This is a genomic window from Gordonia sesuvii (assembly GCF_036350415.1).
GTDB classification, from domain to species: Bacteria; Actinomycetota; Actinomycetes; order Mycobacteriales; family Mycobacteriaceae; genus Gordonia; species Gordonia sesuvii.
This window is the reverse complement of record NZ_JAZDUF010000001.1, coordinates 507,662-525,575: the sequence shown is the minus strand read 5'-3', so window position 1 is coordinate 525,575 and position 17,914 is coordinate 507,662. Positions and strand designations below refer to the sequence as shown.

The window sequence follows — 17,914 nt, the reverse complement described above, 5'->3', positions numbered from 1 at the left end:
TCGTATTCAACCAAACGGTTGAGGAGGTCGGATGTCCGACGAGTTGTCGAAGGTGTTCGCCGCACTGGCGGACCCGACCAGACGGGACATGGTCGCCCGGCTGGCGGTCTCCGACGCGACGGTCAGTCAGCTCGCCGAACCGTACGACGTGAGCATCCAGGCGGTGTCCAAGCACCTGAAAGTGCTGGCCGACGCCGGACTGGTGACCCGAACCCGGGAGGCGCAGACGCGCCCGGTCCATCTGGAAGCGGAGGTGTTCGACCTCATGACCAAATGGATCGAGCGGTATCGCCGACAGGCGGAGGAGCGCTACCAGCGCCTCGACGCCCTGCTGGCGGAGATGAACGACGGCCCCGCGGCATCAGGCGGCGAGGACGAGCAAACCACGAAGAAGGGAAAGGCGTCATGAGTGCAGTGCAGACCCGTTACACCGAGGCCGCCATCGAGGCCGACAAGGAACTGCCGATCATCCGGATCACCCGCGACTTCCGCGGCACACCCGCCCAGCTGATGAAGGCGCACACCGACCCCGAGTTGTACGCCCGCTGGGTCGGTCCGGATGCCACCGCAACCCGCATCATCGATTGGGAGGCGCGCGATCTCGGCAGCTGGCGATACGTCTCGACCCACGAGGGCCAGGAGTTCGGGTTCCACGGCTGCTTCCACACCGTGTCCGACGACAAGATCGTGCAGACCTTCACCTTCGACGGCATGCCCGATGATGTTGCGCTGGAAACACTGTGGTTCGAGGACCTCGGTGACGGCACCACCCGCCTGCACGCCCAATCACTGTGTGACAGTTTTGAAGCCCGCGACGGCTGGCTGGCCTCCGGTATGGAGGTGGGCGTCAACGACGGCTACGCAGCGATCGACCGGCTGCTCGAGTCGGGCGAGCTCTGATCGGTGATGACGATGACAGAGCCATTGACCGGTCTCGATGCGGCCGAGCGTCACCGCCGGGTCGCAGCCATGTTCGCCGACGAGATCGCCGCGGTGACGGATTGGGACGCCCCGGCGCCGGTCGACGGGTGGGTGGCGCGTGACGTCGTCGCCCACCTCGTCGAGTGGTTCCCGGGATTCCTGGCCGGCGGGGGAGTGGAGTTGCCGACAGGCCCGTCGGTCGACGACGATCCCGCGTCGGCGTGGAAGGCGCACGCCGACGCAGTCCAGGATCTGCTCGACGGTCCCACGGCCGACGACACGTTCCGACATCCGATGGCGGGGGAGCACCGACTCTCCGAGGCCGTGGACCGCTTCTACACAGCCGATGTCTTCATGCACACCTGGGACCTCGCCACCGCCGCCGGCCACACGGCTGCGCTCGACCCGGAGTTCGCCCGCGAACTGCTCGACGGCATGGTCGGCATCGAGGACCTGCTGCGCTCGTCGGGTCAGTACGGTCCGGCTGTGCCGGTCCCCGACGACGCCGACCCGGTGACCAAGCTGGTCGGGTTCATCGGTCGCGATCCAGCCTGGCGGACACCGGCCTGAGGCGATTCCGTCTCCACGTGCGCGTGACGGTCACCGGAGTACCGTGGACAAGGTGCCAGAGGAGAACTTCACCACCCACGCCTCGCAGACCACCGAAACCCGCCACCCGTCACCCCGGACCCTGGGTGAGCTGCGCGCGAGCGGCCACATCCAACGCAGTGTGCGCGACGAGATCCGCAACAACCTGTTGAGCGCGCTCCGCGAGGGCCGTGATCCGTGGCCAGGCATCGTCGGTTTCGAGGCGACCGTCATCCCGCAACTCGAACGGGCGCTGATCGCCGGTCACGACGTCGTGATGCTCGGCGAGCGCGGTCAGGGCAAGACCCGCATCCTGCGCACCCTGGTGGGGCTGCTCGATGAATGGACCCCCATCATCGCCGGTTCCGATCTCGGTGAGCACCCGTACGAGCCGATCACGCCGGCGTCGATCCGGAAGGCCGCCAACCTGCTCGACGACCTGCCGGTCGAGTGGCGTCACCGGAACCAGCGCTACAGCGAGAAGCTGGCCACCCCGGACACGTCCGTCGCCGACCTCGTGGGCGACATCGACCCGATGAAGGTCGCCGAGGGCCGGAGCCTCGGCGATCCGGAAACCATCCACTTCGGTCTGATTCCCCGCGCCCACCGCGGAATCGTCGCCATCAACGAGCTGCCGGATCTCGCCGAGCGCATCCAGGTGTCGATGCTGAACGTGATGGAGGAACGCGACATCCAGGTGCGCGGCTACACACTTCGGCTGCCACTGGACGTGCTGGTGATGGCCAGTGCAAACCCGGAGGACTACACCAACCGCGGACGAATCATCACCCCGCTCAAGGACCGGTTCGGAGCGGAGATCCGCACGCACTATCCGCTGGAGCTCGACGACGAGGTCGCGGTCATCGAACAGGAATCCGACCTCACTGCCACCGTGCCGACCTTTATCACCGAGATCCTCGCCCGGTTCACCCGCTACGCCCGCGATCACCCGTCCATCGATCAGCGTTCGGGTGTGTCGGCACGTTTCTCCATCGCCGGTGCCGAGACGGTTGCCGCCGCCGCACTGCATCGCGCGACCGTCACCGGGGAGGACGTCGCGGTGGCCCGGGTGGTCGACTTGGAGTCGGTGATCGAGGTGCTGCGCGGCAAGATCGAGTTCGAGTCCGGTGAGGAAGGCCGCGAGCTCGAGATCCTCGAACACCTGATGCGCAAGTCGGTCGCGGACACCGTGCGGGCGCATCTGGGCGGCATCGACATGGCGCGACTCGTCGAGGCGATGGAGAACGGGGAGCCGGTGGTCACCGGCGACCGGGTCACCGCGGGCGACTTCCTCGGATCGATTCCCGACCCGGACACGACCGGTGAGGTTCTCGACGAGATCGCCGAACGCCTCGACGCCGAGGCCGAGGGTGAACGCGCCAGCGCCGTCGAGCTCGCGCTGGAGGGTCTGTTCCTGGCTCGGCGGATCGGCAAAGAGGCCGACGAATCCGGGCAGACGATCTACGGCTGATCGATGGTCGTGTACCCCCTGGTCCCTGAGGAGCGAGCTTGCGAGCGTCGCCCTCTGGTCCCTGAGGAGCGAGCTTGCGAGCGTCGCCCTCTGGTCCCTGAGGAGCGAGCTTGCGAGCGTCACGAAGGGCCCCTTCGTGACGCACGCTCACTTCGTTCGCGGGCTCCGCACCGACCAGTAGGCGACTGAAGCAAAGAGGCGATGGACATGGCTCGCAAATCTTTTCACCGTTCGCGATATCAGCGATACACTGGCGGCCCCGATCCGCTCGCGCCACCTGTGGACCTGCGCGAGGCGTTGCGCGACATCGGCGACGACGTGATGGCCGGCGCATCCCCGCAACGGGCGCTCCGCGAGTTCCTGCGACGCGGGTCCCAGGACATGCGGGGGCTGGACCGGCTTCGCGAACAGGTGAACCGCCGCCGACAGGAGATGCTGAAGAACCGCAACCTCGACGGCACCTTCGCCGAGATCCGCGAACTGCTGGACCGCGCCATCCTCGAGGAGCGCAAGCAACTCGCGCGTGACCTCGACGACGACGCCCGCTTCGCGGAGATGCAGATCGGGAGTCTGCCGCCGTCGACGGCGCAGGCGGTCGAGGAACTGTCTGAGTACAACTGGCGCAGTCCGCAGGCTCGTGAGGATTACGACAAGATCAAGGATCTGCTGGGTCGCGAACTGCTCGATCAGCGTTTCGCGGGCATGAAGGAAGCTCTGGAAGGGGCGAACGAGCAAGACCGCCAGCGCATCTCGGAGATGCTCAAGGATCTGAACGAGCTGCTGGATGCCCACAACCGTGGCGAGGACACCACCGAACAGTTCGACGACTTCATGCGCAAGCACGGTGAGTACTTTCCCGAGAATCCGCGCAACACAGACGAACTGATCGACTCCTTGGCGCAACGAGCCGCGGCGGCCCAACAGTTCTACAACTCGCTGACACCTGAGCAGCGCGCCGAGCTGGACCAACTCGCCCAGCAGGCGTTCGGGTCTCCCGATCTCATGAGTCAACTGGCCCAGATGGATTCGTCGTTGCGGCAGGCTCGACCGGGTCTGGACTGGGACAACGCTCAGTCGTTCTCCGGCGACCAGCCGATGGGTCTCGGCGAGGGTGCCGCCGCCCTGCGTGACATCTCCGAACTCGAAGCGCTCAGCGAGCAGCTGTCCCAGCAGTATGCGGGCGCGCAGATGGACGACATCGACATCGATGCCCTCGAGCGGCAACTCGGAGAGCAGGCCGGGGTCGACGTGCGCACCCTCCAAGAGCTCGAGAAGGCCCTCTCCGAGCAGGGGTACTTCGACCGCACCGCGGACGGTCAGCTACGTCTGAGCCCGAAAGCCATGCGGCAGTTGGGGCAATCGATCTTCCGTGACATCGCCGAACAGCTCTCCGGGCGCGGTGATCGGCAGACCAGGCGCAGTGGCGCGCTCGGTGAGCCGACCGGCGCGTCGAGGGAGTGGGAGTTCGGCGACACCGACCCGTGGGATGTCACGCGCACGGTGTCGAATGCGGTTCTGCGCACCGTCGCCGAGACCGACGAGCCGTCGCTGGCGACCAGTGAGATGGCACGGTCCGGCGTGCGAATCGACGTGCGGGACGTGGAGATCGCCGAAACCGAAGCCCGCACGCAGGCCGCCGTGGTCCTCCTCGTCGATACCTCCTTCTCCATGGAGATGGAGGGCCGCTGGACGCCGATGAAGCGGACCGCCATCGCGCTGAACCATCTGATCTCGACCCGCTTCCGCAGCGACGAACTGCACCTCATCGCCTTCGGTCGCTACGCCCGGTCCATCGACATCGCCGAGCTGACCGGATTGCAGCCGCGGATGGAGCAGGGCACCAACCTGCACCATGCGCTGTTGCTGGCACAGCGGCATCTGCGGCGTTTCCCGAACGCACAGCCGGTTGTCCTCGTCGTCACCGACGGCGAGCCCACCGCCCACCTGGACCCGAGCGGCGAGCCGTTCTTCTTCTACCCACCGCATCCGCAGACGATTGCGCTCACCGTGCGCGAGCTCGACCATGTCTCCCGACTGGGCGCCCAGGTGACCTTCTTCCGGCTGGGCGAGGATCCAGGTCTCGCCCACTTCATGGACCAGATCGCCCGGCGCATCGGCGGGCGGGTGGTGGCACCCGACGTCGACGGCCTGGGCGCCGCCGTCGTCGGCGACTACCTGCGATCCAGGAAGGGCCGTCGGCGCTGACGGTCGGCCGGATTCAGGGTTTCCCCTCAGGGTTTTCCCTATCGGTCAACCGGTGGAGGGCAGGGAAGTTCAGGGTGGTTGCGCTGCGGGTTCGCCACTACGCTCAATAGATGTGAGCTCCCCCGACGACCAACCCCGCGACCCTGCCCCGGCTCCCGACGATCTGCCCGTCCCGACCGTCCCCGCCGACCCGCGATCGCGTCTGCGTGCAGCGGACGCCGACCGTGAACTCGTGCATCAGATTCTGTCGGCGGCGATGGAACGCGGGAGCCTCTCGCTGAGCGAGTACGAGGAGCGGTCTGGAAAAGCGGTCGTGGCGAAGACGTTCGGCGAACTCGACGAGCTCACCGACGACCTCCCGGTCGGGCAGTTGGGCGTACCGATGCCCTTCGTCGGGGAGACCACGGTCAGCCGGGTGCAGCCTGCGTCGGGTCGATCACCCGTTCAGAATCGGCTCGCGCTGATGTCGGGAGTGGAAGTACGTGGCAACGTGACCGTCGCGGACACCCTCAACGCCGAGGCGATCATGGGTGCCGTCGACATCGACCTGCGCGAAGCCGAATTCACCGCACCGGTGTTGACGATCCGGTGCGCCGCGATCATGGGCGGCATCGACATCACGGTGCCGCCGGACGTCGGCGTCGATGTCGGCGGATGGGCCGTGATGGGCGGTTTCGGCGGCAAGGCGTCTGGTCCCGGGGCTCCCGGTGCACCGACGATCCGTGTCGTCGGATTCGCGCTCATGGGTGCGGTCGAGGTCAAGCGCAAGGAACGCAAGCCGCACTCGTGATGAGTGACGGTCACGCGAGCAACAGAGCGATGACCGCGATCGACGGCACCGATCCGAGTGTCGTCAGCAAGGTCGTGTCGCGAGCCATGATCTGGGCCCGGCGGTAGCGCGTCGCGTACACGAGCACGTTCTGGGCGGTGGGCAGAGCAGCGATGACCACCTGCGCGAACAGCTCGTGACCCGTCTCGCCGAATCCCCATCGCGCGATGGCATAGGCCAGCAGCGGCATGGCGACGATCTTCAGGACACACGCGAGGGCGATGTCGCGACGCGGGCTCTCGCCCTTCTTGAACACCGCCGCTCCGGTCAGTGAGAGACCGAACGCCAGGAGTGCGCAGGGCACCGACGCGTTGCCGAGCATGTCCACCGGCTCGAGAATCGCCGCCGGTGGCTGCAGCCCCAGAGCCGACACGATCAGACCGGCGACGCCACCCAGCACGATCGGGTTCGTCAGGGGTGCAATGACGGCGTCGCGCATGGCGGCCGCTCGCGACGCACGGCCGAGGACCGGGTCGGTGACCGTCACGTCCAGTGTGATCAGCGCGATGGGGGAGTAGATGAGGATCTGGAACAGCAGGAGCGGTGCGATGAACGATGCGTCGTCGAGCACGAAGATCGCGATCGGCAGGCCCAGATTGACACTGTTGACATAGGAGGAGGCGAGTCCGCCGATCGCCAGCTCGGGAACGGAGCGGTGCAGCCACAACCGGGCGGTGATCACGTAGACGATGCCGATCGTGAATGCGCTGCCGCCGGCGATGACGAGGGTCTTGGAGAAGATCACCGAGAGTTCGGAGGTCACCAGCGCGTGGAAGAGCAACGCAGGAGTGCACACGAAGAACACCAGGCGAGAGAGCACCTCATGCGCGCTGTCGCCGAGGACTCGCGTGCGTCCGAGTAGGTAGCCTGCTCCCACCACGATGAAGATGACGGTGAAGCCCGATACCACTCCTGACACTCGGGTGAGTGTATGCAGCCTGCCGCGAAGGCCCGCCGACAGGCAGGGGGATGACAGAGCAGTTCGGTAGGCTTCGGCCATCTGGCGACTCGACGCCGGGGTTGGTGCCCGGGGAAGGATGCTCCGATGACAAACCCCAACGATGACCCACGCGGCCCGGAAGGGGACCCGACCGGCGACTCACCTGCAGGACCGGCGCCGGCGTACGAGGGCGGGAACCCCTACCCATCATCCCCCGGCCGCGACCCGGCGTCCGGGCAATCGGGGCAGGGGTCACCGAGCGACCCCGGCACGCCCGGTTACGGGGTACCCGGCTACGCGGACCAGGGATACGGCACGCCTGGCTACGGTGCGCCTGAGTACGGCACGCCTGGGTACAGTGCGCCCGGCTACGGCGCGCCACAGTACGGCGCGGCGCAGTACGGTCCCGGCGGCTACCCTGTGATCCGGCAGACCAACGGGAAGGCAATCGCTGCGCTGGTGTGCGGAATCGGGTCGTTTCTGGTGTGTCCGGGTGTGCTCGGTGTCGTGGCCGTCATCCTCGGGAACTCGGCTCGCGACGAGATCGCGAGGTCGGCAGGTACCCAGGACGGAGAGGGCATGGCCAAGGCCGGCGCCATCCTCGGGTGGATCTCGATCGCGCTCGTCCTCGCGGCACTGCTGGTCTTCCTCCTGGTGCTCGTCGTCGGCGCGGCGGTTTCGGTCTGATCGGGTCTCCCGGTCGGGGTTTCCGCCGCGTTTTGGAGGTTCTGGCATCTGGCCGGTAGTCTGGTGAGGTTGTGTGCCGCGGCCAACCGGTCGAAGACCGTGACCGACGCGCACCGATTGGCGGGTTCCACCGATCACGATCGGCGGGACCGAAGCGGACTTACACGTAGGAGAAGGGCTCAACCATGGCTGTACCCAAGCGCCGGATGTCGCGGGCGAACACCCGCAGCCGTCGTTCGCAGTGGAAGGCGGACAACGCCGCTCTGCAAGAGGTGAAGGTGAACGGCGTCGCGCAGCGCATTCCGCGTCGGCTCGTCAAGGCCGCGCAGGCCGGCGTCATCGACCTGGATCGTCGCTGACCGACGTCTGCTGACCCCCGGGGGTCGCGACACAACTCCGACATTTCACGACGACCGCCTCGGATATCCGAGGCGGTCGTCGTGCTGCTCCGGACCGATGGAAACCTGAGTCGATGCTGCAAGAGATCCTGAACGACGTCGGCATCGCCGTGTTCGCCGCGTCGGGCGCGCTGCTCGGCGTGCGGAAGGATTTCGATCTCTGGGGCATCGTCACCGTCGGCGCACTCACCGGCGTCGGCGGGGGCATCCTGCGCGACGTCGTGCTGGGCATCACGCCGCCGACGTCGATCCAGAACTGGCCGCCGATCGTGATCGCGGCCGTCACCAGCCTCGTCGTCTTCTTCTTCCACCCGACCTTCGCCCTCCTGCGCCGGAGTGTGCTGATCTTCGACGCCGTCGGTATGGGCGTCTTCGCGACGAGCGGCGCCGCGATCGCCGTCGATCAAGGCGTCAGCGCGTTCGCCGCGACCCTGGTCGGTCTCCTGACCGCCGTCGGTGGTGGAATCCTGCGCGACGTCATGGCCAACGAGATCCCGCTGCTGCTACAACCGGCCGACCTCTACGCCGTGCCGGCGTTGCTCGGCGCCGCGGTGGTCGCGGTCGGCGGCATCCACACCTCCGCACCGATCTGGGTCTGGCTGGTGACCGGAACGATCGTTGCCACCGGACTGCGGATCGCAGGCCTTGCGTTCGGGTGGCGGCTGCCGACGGCCCCGCGGCCCCGGGCCCGCCGGCAGTCCTGAGAACCCGGTTCCGGACCGGCGGTCACCCGTCTGCGACGGCATCGAGGGGCGGTGTCATGGTCGGGGGCACCAGAAGGTCTGTCGGCGCTGCGATGGCGGCGTCGAGCACGACGCGTACCTGGTCCAGAAAAGATGTGATCGTCGCCCGACCCGTCGGGGTGTCCGGATAGCGGCTACGGATCGACAGACCTCCCCGGGTCCGGGACACCCAGAACTGGGCGTCGTCGGCGGTCGTCACATTCGAGATGTGGTGGGCGTCGAGCTCGTCGCGAAGCGTCGCGGCGGGCAACGTGCGGTAGTCGACGTAGGACACCATGAAGATGTCGTTGCGTTCACGTCGGAGTCCGCCGAGCGCCGCGATGACCTGTGACACGGGTATGCCGCCGAGCTCCACCGCGCGACGGAGTGCCGGACCGGTCTGCTGCACTGTCACCGCCGGACCGTCGCCGGCGACGACGCGGATCGGCGCATTGGTGGTGAACCAGCCGACCGCGTTCCGCCACGGCTCGCTGCGTCGAGTGTGCATCGGGAACAACAGCGGTAACTCGCGCCCTCCGCCGAGGTCACGTACGGCGAGCGCCATCGCCGACAGGATTCCTCCGTAGACGCTGGAACCGTTGCGACGGCAGAAAGCGGCGAACCGTTCGGTGTCCGATCGTCCGAGGAGCGGTCGGACGTCGGCGGCCTGCGTCGCCGTCTGCCCTGGCGGGACGCCGAGGTCGAGCGGGAATGTGGGTGGGCGTCGCTCACACTCGTCGAAGAATCGGAGCCAGGCCTTCAGACGCGGGTCGGAGTCGGAGATGTCGGTCATCTCCGCTTCCTCGGCGCAGTAGTCGACGAAGCTGCCGCTCATCATGAGACTCTCGGCCGAGAATTCCGCGGGCATCCGGCGATATCCGTGGTAGAGGCGGTGGAGGTCGTCGACGATGATGGACATCGAGTACGCGTCGACATGTGCGTGGTCGAACCCGCAGATGATCGTCGACTCGTCGTGCCGGTCGATCGCACCGAGCAGATAGGCGGGGAATCCGAATGGATGACAGGCCGCGTCCAGCGACGCCCACAGTGCGTGTTGCATCGCGCAATCGTCGGTGGCCCGCACGCCCGGATTCTCGATCAACCGGAGGGTCGACGGGTCGTACTCCATGCGCACGATTCGGTTGTCGCAGCGCGTGAACGAGCTGTGCAGGGTGCCATGTCTAGTGATCAGGGCGTGGTAGGCGCGTGACAGTGCGCGGCGGTCGATTCTGCCGGTCACCCGGAATGCCGTAGCCAGCCATGTGCTGTGCTGCTCCGCCCCGGCCAGATGCACGCTCTGATTGAAGGACGGGGGAACCCGTGAGACCTGGGGGCTGCCGACGGAATCGACGGACCAGGTCAGGAAGTCGCCGGCCTGTGGCCGGAAGTGGTCAATGGTCGTGACGTGCAAGGGCGCGCTCCTGGGGTCGTACGTCGATGCGACGCAACGCATCCGCATCGACGGGCGGAGAGATGACATGGTCGCCGTGCCGGGCGACATCGGCGACCACGGCGCACAGGCGATCGAAGTACCGCCGCACCTGGCGCTGTGCGAAGGGTGTGTCGGGGGTCTGGCTACCCAGGTACAGGCTGTCGTGGTCGCGATTGATCCACACCGACGCGTTGGCGGTGCGGCCCTCACCCGTGAAGATGACACCCCGGTCGAACGCCGGCTTCCCGTTGCCGGGGAACCAGCGAAAATCGATGTAGGAGAGCAGGTTGGGGGCAGTCACCACCGCCGTGTCCGGTGCACCTGCCGCGACCATGGCGGCCATCGCCGCCTGCACCGGCACGGTGGCGAGTCGTTTCGACTCCTGCTGGGCGGTGTACGCGGCCGGGATCAGGGAGGTGAACTCGGTGGCCGTCGCGATGTCGACCTCGACCGGTGCGAAGGAACAGAACCATCCCTGGGCGCCGGCGAAATCGGGATGCATGGCCCGTGTGTTCGAGACGATCATGCCGTAGTGATATGTGCTGCCGCCGAGTTCGTAGCCGGCGATCGCCATCGCGGCGTGGATTCCGGAGAGAAAGCTCCCACCGGCGGCCTTGCAGACTGCGTCGAAGGACGCGACACCGGCGCGGTCCAGCATCGACATCTCCAGTGGCCGGACCGGGGCGGTCTCGCCAGGTGCGATGCCCAGGTCGAGCGGAAAGCCTGGCATTCGTAATCCGTTTCGGGAGAAAGTGTTACGCCAAGCATCCGCTTCTGGTGAGTTCATGTGGTGTCCGGCGGACATCGCATCGAGTTCCGCGTGGTCGAAGTACGAGTCGTCCGATCCGCCGTCGAGATCGGCCGAACCGTCGACGATCCCGGTGTACAGGTCGGCGATCTCGGTGAGTGCCAACGCCTGAGAGGCACCATCGCTCAGCGCGTGGTCGCAGCCGAAGTAGATCGCGAATCCGCCGTCGTGCGCGACGGCACCGAATGCGAAGCCGGGAAATGCATCACTGATCGTCTCCGCACCGAACCGGTCGCAGAGGTGTTGGTGGAGATGGTCGACATCGTCGATCGAGCCGAGTGACTCGCTCACGAACGCCACATCCTCCGGCGCGACGAGATGATGTCGGATGGCTCCGTCAGCGCAGGTGAACCAGCTCCGAAGGATCGGGTGGCGTCGGACGAAGGCCTCGAGGGCAGCTGTCATAGCCTCGACGTCGAGGTCTCCGTCGAGTTCGGTTCCGGAGCCCAGATAGGAGCGGTGCGGCTGGCCGTTCGCTCGAGCCATCTGTGAACTGCGCACGTGGTTCTCGGTCAGAAACGTCAATGGACGACCAGTGGGTGGTGCGTCGGCGGCGGCATCTGCGCACCGGGTGGTGGGGCGCCACCCGATGGCTGCGCCGGGGCGGGGCTGCCACCTGCGCATCGCGGTGATCTTCACGTTCAGCTCCTTCTCTGGTCACGCCAGGCGACGTTCTTCGTGTCCGGCCGACGTGCCGGAGTCGAAGTCGTGTGTGGTCCGGGGATGGGCATCTGCGTCGGAAGCCGAAGCGTCCTCCAGCACTGCTGTGGCAATCGAGCACGCGGTGGTGACGAGTCGCCGGACCTGTGCCGCGATCACGTCGTTGGCGGGGTAGCGCGACGACACGGTGATCCCGGTCGGGGTTCGCGCGATCCAGATGTACACCTCGGAATCGGAGCGCGCGGCCCCGCGCAAGGTGCGAGCCTCCCACTCCGGCCAGTCCTCGGCACCCGGGACGGCCCGCAGGTCGAGGTACGAGATGACGAACTGGGGTACCGCATCGGTGTCCAGCAACTGCGCGACCCGGGGGAAGGGGAGTCGGGAAAGGCGTTTGGACTCGCGGATTCCGCCGGCTGCCGCGTTTAGCGCATCGACGACGGTCTCCGCATGGGTGAGATCGACCTCGAGTGGTCCGAGCCCCACGAACCACCCGACCGATTCGACGAACTGGCGGTCGTGGCGCGTATGCATCGGCATGGCGGCGCGGAGCCGGTTCTCTCCGGTGAGATCCTGGTAGGCGAGCGCAAGAGCCGCGACGATGGCGGTCTGTGTGGAGTGACCCGTCGAACGGGACAGACGGTTGAGGGCTGTCACCTGTTCGTCGGTGGCGACGTGTTTCGCCCAGCCGTCCTGTGCGGGCGCTTGCGACACGACATCGCGCTCTCCCGGAGAATGTGATTCGACCGGTGCCAAACCGAACCGTGGGAAACCGCTTGCATCATCCAGGAACTCACGCCACCGTCGAACGTCCGGGTGATCGGCAGCGAGATCTGCTGCGCTCACCCGATTGTGTGCACTGAAATCGACGTGGCTTCCGACCTCGGGCAGAGGTGGCGAAACGCCCAGTGTCTCGCTGTCATATATTAGGCGTAATTCGTTGATGGACAACAGCATCGAGTAGGCATCCATGATCGAGTGATCCGCCGCGAAGACGAGGTGGAAGCCATCGGAGCGGGCGGCGTGATCCTCGGATCCCTCGGCGTCGGTGACCGTGGCCATGAGGCAATGGGGCCAGGCCAACGGGGTGAGCCGGCTGTCGAAGAACTCGACCAGGTGTTCCCGGATCCTGTCGGACCCGAACGGCCCGAGGTCGACTCTGCCGATGGATACCGACAATGGGTCGCATGAGCGTCTCGCGAACTGCGGGCTGTCACCGGCGTCCGGTACGTCCCGGTCCCGGGCGGGGAGTTCGCGCGTGACTGTCGTACGGAACGCCTCGTGACGACGAATCCACTGTTGCAGCGTTCGTCGCATCGCGGCCGGGTCCAGTGCGCGGTCGACGCGGAAAACTGCGCCGAGCCAGGAGGTCTGGCGCATATCTTTGCGTGCTGCCGCAACCGCCCGGTGCAGGTGATCTTCGTGTTCGTAGGTGATGCCTCGGGCATCGACCGGCCACCGCTCGGTGGGCTGCTCCGACTCGGGTATCCAGGCGGTGACTTCCCCGCCGGGTAGCCGATAGTCGTGCAACTCGGTGAATTTCATTGGCGTGTATCCACTTCCCACTGCCGCTGTTGGATGCGCCGCGCGAGTCGATCGGTCGATCGTCGCTTGGTTCCGGCGCATTTCGGTCACACTGTGTGCCTGGATGTCCGTGCTGTGGGGAGTCGGAACCCGCAACGTGCACAGGGGGTTCCAGATGGATGATAGGCCGATTCCGTTGCTGGGCACACCGCAGAACTCCGGTGTCGTTGGTCACAATGATACGGTCGTACACATTTGGGTAACAGTGCGAAGTGCTGGGCCGCTACGTAGTTTGTGCTAATCGACCAACGAATCCGCCGGCGATGCATCGTTTCGGCTGTGTTAACCGGTGGTACCGATGGCGTTCCTGAAACGAGTGGTTGTGCAACGGAAGCCGGTCGTCAACAGTGCTTTGGGACCGGAATATGATTGTTAACAGCACATCTCGATTCATCCGCGGGCCCCCTCGGTCCCTCCGAGGTGCCCCTACGGTGACGTTGCGGACATTCGAACCGCGGCTAGGCTGAATACGTTGTCGTCACGCGGGACGCCCAGGGGAGTGGTGCTCGCGTTGCCGACAGTCATGGGCGATGACGCCCTCGGGGGACTCGTAGCGCAATGACCGAAGTGATTGCGCTCTACGTTGTTCCGACGATTCTGGCAGTGACGATTCTGGCAGTGACGATTCTGGCAGCGAAGATTCTGGTGATGAACGAGCGCTATGGGGTGTGCTGATGTCCGATGCTGCGTTGGCGATCCATACGGAGGGTTTGACGAAGACGTATGGCGCAACCAAAGCCGTCGAAGGGGTCGATCTACGCGTGCCTGTGGGAAGCGTGTACGCATTACTCGGGACCAATGGAGCGGGAAAGACGACGACGGTGCGAATGCTGGCGACCTTGGCCCGACCCGATGCGGGAACCGCGGAGGTCTTCGGGCTCGACGTCGTCCGGAACGCCGGCTCGGTTCGTTCGCTGATCGGCGTCACCGGCCAATACGCCTCGGTGGACGAGGATTTGACGGCTCAGGAGAACCTGATGGTCTTCGCGCGTCTGATCGGTGCAAGGCGTCTGCGGGCGCGACAGCGCGCCGACGAGCTGCTGGCAGAGTTCGGTCTGGCCCATGTCGCCGGACGCGCCGTCCGGCATTTCTCCGGAGGCATGCGCAGGCGCCTCGACCTCGCTGCCTCGATGATCACCCGACCCCGGCTGCTCTTCCTCGACGAGCCGACGACCGGGCTCGACCCGCGCACGCGGGTACAGATGTGGAACACAGTGCGGGACATGGTCAACGGGGGAACGACGGTACTGCTGACCACCCAGTATCTCGAGGAGGCCGACCAGCTCGCGGATCACATCGCGGTGATGGATCGCGGACAGGTCGTCGCCGACGGGACCGCCGACGAACTGAAGGCCCGCGTCGGCGACAACTGTGTTCGACTCGACCTGTGCGACCCCGAACTCGCACCGGTTGCCGCAGCAGCCTGTCGACCCTTCACACAGGAAGACGTCCTGATCGAGGGGCCCGAACGGCGGGTGGTGGTCCCGGTGGAGAATCTGGACTCGTTGCCGGAACTCCTCCTGCGCCTTCGTGCACATGACATCGACCTCAAGGCGGTCAACGTCGAGCGACCGACCCTCGACGAGGTCTTCTTCGCGCTCACCGGCGAGACCGAAACGGACGCGGCATGATCGTGGCGGTCGCGTCGTCGGGGCGCCCACCGGATCTGGTCGACGTCGAACAGCGTCACGTGCGCAACCGGGTCCCGGTGGGCGCCGCGATATCCCAGTCATTGACGATGGCCGGTCGAGGATTGCTCAAGATCAAGCACAATCCTCAGCAACTCTTCGACGTCATCGTCCTGCCGATCGTGTTCACGGTCATGTTCTCTACGATTTTCGGCGGAGCGATCGTCGGTGACGTCGCGACCTACCTCCCGCTGCTGATCCCCGGTGTCCTGGTCCAGGTCGCGGTGGCCGCGTCGGTCACCTGCGGGGTACAGCTTCGCGAAGATCTCGATCGCGGTGTGTTCGACAGGTTCAAGTCCTTGCCGATAGCGCGGATCGCCCCTCTCGCAGGGGCGTTGCTCGCCAACGCGGTCCGGTACGTCGTCGCCACCGGGATCACGGTCGCGGTCGGCTTCGCGATGGGGTACCGGCCGGGCAGCCTCGTCGGACTGGCGATCGCGTGTGTGCTCGTCGTCGTCGTGGCCTTCACCCTGAGCTGGATCTTCGCCCTGATGGGTGTGCTGTTGGACAAGGCTTCCACCGTGCAGGGCGTGTCCATGCTGGTCCTCATGCCGCTGACCTTCGTGTCCAACGCCCTCGTGCCGATCGACACCATGCCGGATTGGATTCAGGCCTGCGCCAACGCCAATCCGGTCTCTCACCTGGTGACCTCCGCCCGATCACTGGCGGCCGACGGGGCCGCGGGCGTCGAGATCGGTTACACGCTGCTCGGAGCGGCAGGCATTCTCGCCATCTTTGTTCCGGTGACCCTGCGAACCTACATGCGAAGGACGTGACGTGTATCAGACTCTGCCCGGTTCTCCCGACTACGACGGTTCGAGTTCAGGCGAGGCCGGATCACCGACGTTGTCGGTGGTCGTTCCGGTCTACAACGAAGAGGACACCATCGGCGAGTGTCTGCGTCGGTTGACGTCGCAGACCGGCCGGGTCGGCGAGATCGTCGTGGTGGACAACAACTCCACGGACGCCTCGATGAGCATCGTGGACGAGTTCGTCGCTGTTCACCCTGCCGTGCGGGTCATCCGGGAGTCCCGACAGGGGTTGGTGTTCGCACGGAACTCTGGCATGGATGCCGCCACCGGTGACCTGGTTGCACGCATCGATGCCGACACACGTGTCGAGCCGGACTGGGCGCAGACGATCGTCGATTTCTTCGTGTCCGATGTCGATGAGCACTGGTCGGCGCTGTGTGGCCGCGGGGAGGCCTATGGTGTTCCGCTCGCCGGGCGGTTCGACCGGTGGAAGATCCGCATCCATCCGCTCGGTCGGCGCCGAGCGCATCGCACCGTCACCGAGATCCCGGTTCTGTACGGGTCCAACATGGTGTTGCGGCGAGACGTCTGGCGGAGCATCCGGTCCCGGGTGAGTACGCGACGGGACATCTTCGAGGACGTCGACATCGGACTGTGCGTGTCCGAAGACGGCGGCCGGAACGCCTTCCTGGCTTCCCTCACCGTCGGTGTATCCGCCCGTCGGATGCGGTCGGGGCTCCCATCCTTCGTGAGGTACATGAGCTTCCTGCCGAGGACATTCGCGATTCACCGACGGTACGCGCTCACTGCCGGCTCGGCACTGGTCTACGTCCCCGCCCTGACTGCGATGCATGCGCTGCGACTGGCCGCGATCCGCCTCTACGACAGCGACACCGGCGAGTGGTCGCCGCCCGGTCGGCGACCACGCATGTCAGACCGAGTGCTCCCGTGACCTGCCCTCGACGACGCGTTCGGCGATGTCGGCGGCAGCCGCCACCGCATCGCCCGGGCTGATCAGTTCACCTGCCAAGTGCGCCGCAGCACGTCGTGTCGGAACCGTCAGCGCTGCGGACAATGCGTCGATGAGCCGGGCCGGCTGTACCTGCGACATCGGAAGAGAGGTTCCCACATGCGAAGCCGTGACCGCGCGACCCCAGATGGGCTGGTCTGCGCCGATCCACGTGATGACGGAGGGAATGCCGGCACGCAGGACTGCGGCGACCGTGCCCGCGCCACCGTGATGAACAGCGGCAGCGCACCGCGGCAGGATGGCGTCGTGGTCCACGTGATCGACCACGTGAATGCGATCGTCGGTGGCTCCTGCCATGAATCCGCTCCAGCCGCCGGCCACCAACAAGCGCACATCGAGGTGCTCGGCGGCCACCCGTATCGCCGTCGCGAGAGCGTCGGGGTCGGCCGGAACCATGCTGCCGAACCCGACGTAGACCGGCGGCGGTCCCGTGTCGATCCATCTGCTCGCGTCGTCGGTGGTGCTGTCTCCCACACCTTTCCGCAGATGACCGGGCAGTGTGAAGAAGCCGACGAGGGGACGCCGGGAACCCCACTCGTCGACGAGACCGGGAAACATCGCCGGGTCGTAGGCCTGTATCTCCGGAACACCGGTCGCGGCGATCTGATCGGCGAAAGGTGCCCGGACGGGCGTGATCCCGAGATCATCGCAGAGCGTCTTCTCGGCCGATCGGCCCGCCAGCCACAGCGCCCATTCGAGCGCACGCCAGCTGAACCGGGCCACCGATGGGGGCGGGTCGATACCGAGATGGGCGAGCATCGAGGTGGATCCGTTGGTGCGGATGGGACAGAGATGCAGGGGAATGTGTGGAAGGCCGCGGGCACGCGCGACGTTGTGCGCACGTTCCTGTCCGACGCTGCCCGCGATGATCGCGTCGGCTGTGGCACACGCGTCGAGCAGTTGCTGCTGCATCGTCCGTCCGCCGCGCACGGTGAGCTCGGCGACAGCGCGCAGTCGGGTCCGGGGGTTTCGCGACCGGAGATCGTGTCGGACGAGTTCGGAATCCAGGACGCCCTTCGTGTTCTCGCCATAGGGAATGGCGATCAGACCGGCGCCCTGGACGAAAGCCGTGAGATTCGGTGGCACCATCATGGTCACCACGTGCCCACGGTCGACGAGTTCGCTACCCAGGGCCACCGCGGGCTGGACGTCACCCCGGCTGCCTCCGGCTGCCACCACGAATTCCATCGGTCATCCTCCGC

The 17,914-nt window shown here is 66.3% G+C and carries 17 protein-coding genes; 12 read left to right on the top strand and 5 right to left on the bottom strand.

Annotated elements, in window-relative coordinates; translation table 11 throughout:
* Positions 1–31: 31 nt before the first annotated feature.
* From VZC37_RS02400 to VZC37_RS02375, 6 genes are all read left to right on the top strand, one after another.
* Positions 32–409 carry an ArsR/SmtB family transcription factor gene (locus VZC37_RS02400; protein WP_330430817.1) on the top strand — a complete coding sequence of 126 codons (378 nt, stop codon included), beginning with the start codon at positions 32–34 and terminating at the stop codon, positions 407–409.
* Positions 406–900: an SRPBCC family protein gene (locus tag VZC37_RS02395; protein ID WP_330430816.1), complete on the top strand. Its 495-nt coding sequence runs from the start codon at positions 406–408 to the stop codon at positions 898–900. The genes VZC37_RS02400 and VZC37_RS02395 overlap by 4 nt, the downstream gene beginning before the upstream one ends.
* A 12-nt stretch (positions 901–912) precedes the next feature.
* Positions 913–1,491 (top strand): DinB family protein, encoded by a 579-nt coding sequence (locus VZC37_RS02390; RefSeq protein WP_330430815.1) that lies wholly within the window; start codon positions 913–915, stop codon positions 1,489–1,491.
* A gap of 43 nt (positions 1,492–1,534) precedes the next feature.
* Positions 1,535–2,980, top strand: a complete 1,446-nt coding sequence (locus VZC37_RS02385) for a sigma 54-interacting transcriptional regulator (RefSeq protein ID WP_330430814.1) — start codon at positions 1,535–1,537, stop codon at positions 2,978–2,980.
* A 207-nt stretch (positions 2,981–3,187) separates the two neighbouring features.
* Positions 3,188–5,185, top strand: coding sequence for a vWA domain-containing protein (locus tag VZC37_RS02380; RefSeq protein WP_330430813.1), 1,998 nt, complete (start codon positions 3,188–3,190; stop codon positions 5,183–5,185).
* A 112-nt stretch (positions 5,186–5,297) separates the two neighbouring features.
* On the top strand, positions 5,298–5,975 hold the full coding sequence (locus tag VZC37_RS02375) for a DUF1707 SHOCT-like domain-containing protein (protein ID WP_431309305.1): 678 nt from the start codon (positions 5,298–5,300) through the stop codon (positions 5,973–5,975).
* 10 nt (positions 5,976–5,985) lie between these two features.
* On the opposite strand, the gene VZC37_RS02370 is transcribed toward VZC37_RS02375, so the two are convergent.
* Positions 5,986–6,933: an AEC family transporter gene (locus VZC37_RS02370; protein ID WP_330430812.1), complete on the bottom strand. Its 948-nt coding sequence runs from the start codon at positions 6,931–6,933 to the stop codon at positions 5,986–5,988.
* 126 nt (positions 6,934–7,059) lie between these two features.
* Between VZC37_RS02370 and VZC37_RS02365 the strand changes: the two genes are divergently transcribed.
* The 3 genes from VZC37_RS02365 (at position 7,060) to VZC37_RS02355 (ending at position 8,743) form a co-directional block, all read left to right on the top strand.
* On the top strand, positions 7,060–7,641 hold the full coding sequence (locus VZC37_RS02365; protein WP_330430811.1) for a DUF4190 domain-containing protein: 582 nt from the start codon (positions 7,060–7,062) through the stop codon (positions 7,639–7,641).
* Positions 7,642–7,826: 185 nt separating this feature from the next.
* Complete coding sequence (gene rpmF, locus VZC37_RS02360) at positions 7,827–8,000, top strand: 50S ribosomal protein L32 (RefSeq protein WP_330430810.1); 174 nt, start codon at positions 7,827–7,829, stop codon at positions 7,998–8,000.
* 113 nt (positions 8,001–8,113) lie between these two features.
* A complete protein-coding gene (locus VZC37_RS02355; RefSeq protein ID WP_330430809.1) occupies positions 8,114–8,743 on the top strand; it encodes a trimeric intracellular cation channel family protein in 630 nt (209 codons plus the stop codon).
* A gap of 22 nt (positions 8,744–8,765) precedes the next feature.
* On the opposite strand, the gene VZC37_RS02350 is transcribed toward VZC37_RS02355, so the two are convergent.
* The 3 genes from VZC37_RS02350 to VZC37_RS02340 are packed head-to-tail and all read right to left on the bottom strand — an operon-like array spanning position 8,766 to position 13,203.
* Positions 8,766–10,172: a condensation domain-containing protein gene (locus VZC37_RS02350; protein WP_330430808.1), complete on the bottom strand. Its 1,407-nt coding sequence runs from the start codon at positions 10,170–10,172 to the stop codon at positions 8,766–8,768.
* Entirely contained in the window at positions 10,153–11,640 is a 1,488-nt protein-coding gene (locus tag VZC37_RS02345; protein ID WP_330430807.1) for a condensation domain-containing protein, read from the bottom strand. The genes VZC37_RS02350 and VZC37_RS02345 overlap by 20 nt, the downstream gene beginning before the upstream one ends.
* 18 nt (positions 11,641–11,658) lie before the next feature.
* Positions 11,659–13,203: a condensation domain-containing protein gene (locus tag VZC37_RS02340; RefSeq protein WP_330430806.1), complete on the bottom strand. Its 1,545-nt coding sequence runs from the start codon at positions 13,201–13,203 to the stop codon at positions 11,659–11,661.
* A gap of 713 nt (positions 13,204–13,916) precedes the next feature.
* Between VZC37_RS02340 and VZC37_RS02335 the strand changes: the two genes are divergently transcribed.
* The 3 genes from VZC37_RS02335 to VZC37_RS02325 are packed head-to-tail and all read left to right on the top strand — an operon-like array spanning position 13,917 to position 16,634.
* Positions 13,917–14,873 (top strand): ATP-binding cassette domain-containing protein, encoded by a 957-nt coding sequence (locus VZC37_RS02335; protein WP_330430805.1) that lies wholly within the window; start codon positions 13,917–13,919, stop codon positions 14,871–14,873.
* A complete protein-coding gene (locus VZC37_RS02330; RefSeq protein ID WP_330430804.1) occupies positions 14,870–15,706 on the top strand; it encodes an ABC transporter permease in 837 nt (278 codons plus the stop codon). The genes VZC37_RS02335 and VZC37_RS02330 overlap by 4 nt, the downstream gene beginning before the upstream one ends.
* 1 nt (position 15,707) lies before the next feature.
* Positions 15,708–16,634, top strand: coding sequence for a glycosyltransferase family 2 protein (locus tag VZC37_RS02325; RefSeq protein WP_431309304.1), 927 nt, complete (start codon positions 15,708–15,710; stop codon positions 16,632–16,634).
* Here the strand turns inward: VZC37_RS02325 and VZC37_RS02320 are convergent.
* On the bottom strand, positions 16,614–17,900 hold the full coding sequence (locus tag VZC37_RS02320; RefSeq protein ID WP_330430803.1) for a glycosyltransferase: 1,287 nt from the start codon (positions 17,898–17,900) through the stop codon (positions 16,614–16,616). The two genes, VZC37_RS02325 and VZC37_RS02320, sit on opposite strands and share 21 nt — an antisense overlap.
* Positions 17,901–17,914: the final 14 nt, after the last annotated feature.

What these genes read in the sequence shown, in the direction of transcription:
- VZC37_RS02395 (WP_330430816.1), top strand. Translation starts at nt 406, where the DNA reads ATGAGTGCAGTGCAGACCCGTTACACCGAGGCCGCCATCGAGGCCGAC.
- VZC37_RS02380 (WP_330430813.1), top strand. Translation starts at nt 3,188, where the DNA reads ATGGCTCGCAAATCTTTTCACCGTTCGCGATATCAGCGATACACTGGC.
- VZC37_RS02330 (WP_330430804.1), top strand. Translation starts at nt 14,870, where the DNA reads ATGATCGTGGCGGTCGCGTCGTCGGGGCGCCCACCGGATCTGGTCGAC.
- VZC37_RS02390 (WP_330430815.1), top strand. Translation starts at nt 913, where the DNA reads ATGACAGAGCCATTGACCGGTCTCGATGCGGCCGAGCGTCACCGCCGG.
- VZC37_RS02335 (WP_330430805.1), top strand. Translation starts at nt 13,917, where the DNA reads ATGTCCGATGCTGCGTTGGCGATCCATACGGAGGGTTTGACGAAGACG.
- rpmF (WP_330430810.1), top strand. Translation starts at nt 7,827, where the DNA reads ATGGCTGTACCCAAGCGCCGGATGTCGCGGGCGAACACCCGCAGCCGT.
- VZC37_RS02355 (WP_330430809.1), top strand. Translation starts at nt 8,114, where the DNA reads ATGCTGCAAGAGATCCTGAACGACGTCGGCATCGCCGTGTTCGCCGCG.
- VZC37_RS02320 (WP_330430803.1), bottom strand. Translation starts at nt 17,900, where the DNA reads ATGGAATTCGTGGTGGCAGCCGGAGGCAGCCGGGGTGACGTCCAGCCC.
- VZC37_RS02400 (WP_330430817.1), top strand. Translation starts at nt 32, where the DNA reads ATGTCCGACGAGTTGTCGAAGGTGTTCGCCGCACTGGCGGACCCGACC.
- VZC37_RS02340 (WP_330430806.1), bottom strand. Translation starts at nt 13,203, where the DNA reads ATGAAATTCACCGAGTTGCACGACTATCGGCTACCCGGCGGGGAAGTC.
- VZC37_RS02365 (WP_330430811.1), top strand. Translation starts at nt 7,060, where the DNA reads ATGACAAACCCCAACGATGACCCACGCGGCCCGGAAGGGGACCCGACC.